This is a genomic window from Novosphingobium sp. KN65.2 (genome assembly GCF_001368935.1).
GTDB classification, from domain to species: Bacteria; Pseudomonadota; Alphaproteobacteria; order Sphingomonadales; family Sphingomonadaceae; genus Novosphingobium; species Novosphingobium mathurense.
In genome coordinates this window covers 1-486 of the sequence record NZ_CCBH010000119.1, presented here as the reverse complement: position 1 = coordinate 486, position 486 = coordinate 1, and the positions used below count along the sequence as shown (strand labels likewise).

The window sequence follows — 486 nt, the reverse complement described above, 5'->3', positions numbered from 1 at the left end:
TACCCCCCCGCCGCAAGCACATATTCGGGCCGGATGCCGTAGCGTGCCAGCGATTGAATATAGCTGGAATTGAGCTGCATCGAGCCAAGATCGGCGGTGTTATTGGTGTTCTGGACGCGCGCGCCGGGCCGACCGTTCTCTTGTTCCGCGACCGCCAGCATGACGTTCGCCGGAATGTTATAGCGCAGCGCCGCCGCGATCGAGCATTGCACCCGTTCTTCTATGACAACCGGAGGCAGATCAGCGGCCATGATTAGCTGTCCCCCCTTCTCTGGACGAAGGCCGCAACTTCATCCTCTGGCGTCTCCATGTCGCCCGCATCACGGGCGGCCGAAATGGTATCGCCCGCGAATTGCGCCGTGGGGGGTGGCGATGAATCGGACGAACTGGCGGGACTGCCCGCGCCGGTCGCGGGAGCGAGCGTTTCACTTCCCGACGATGCCGAGGCGGCCGACGCGCGGTTATTGGCCGCCAGTCGGCCCCCCC

The 486-nt window shown here is 64.6% G+C and carries 1 pseudogene; it reads right to left on the bottom strand.

What is annotated here, in order from left to right:
• Nucleotides 1-251 (bottom strand): annotated as a pseudogene (locus tag SPHV1_RS04275) (muramidase); the annotation flags it as partial.
• Between the last annotated feature and the right edge of the window lie 235 nt (nt 252-486).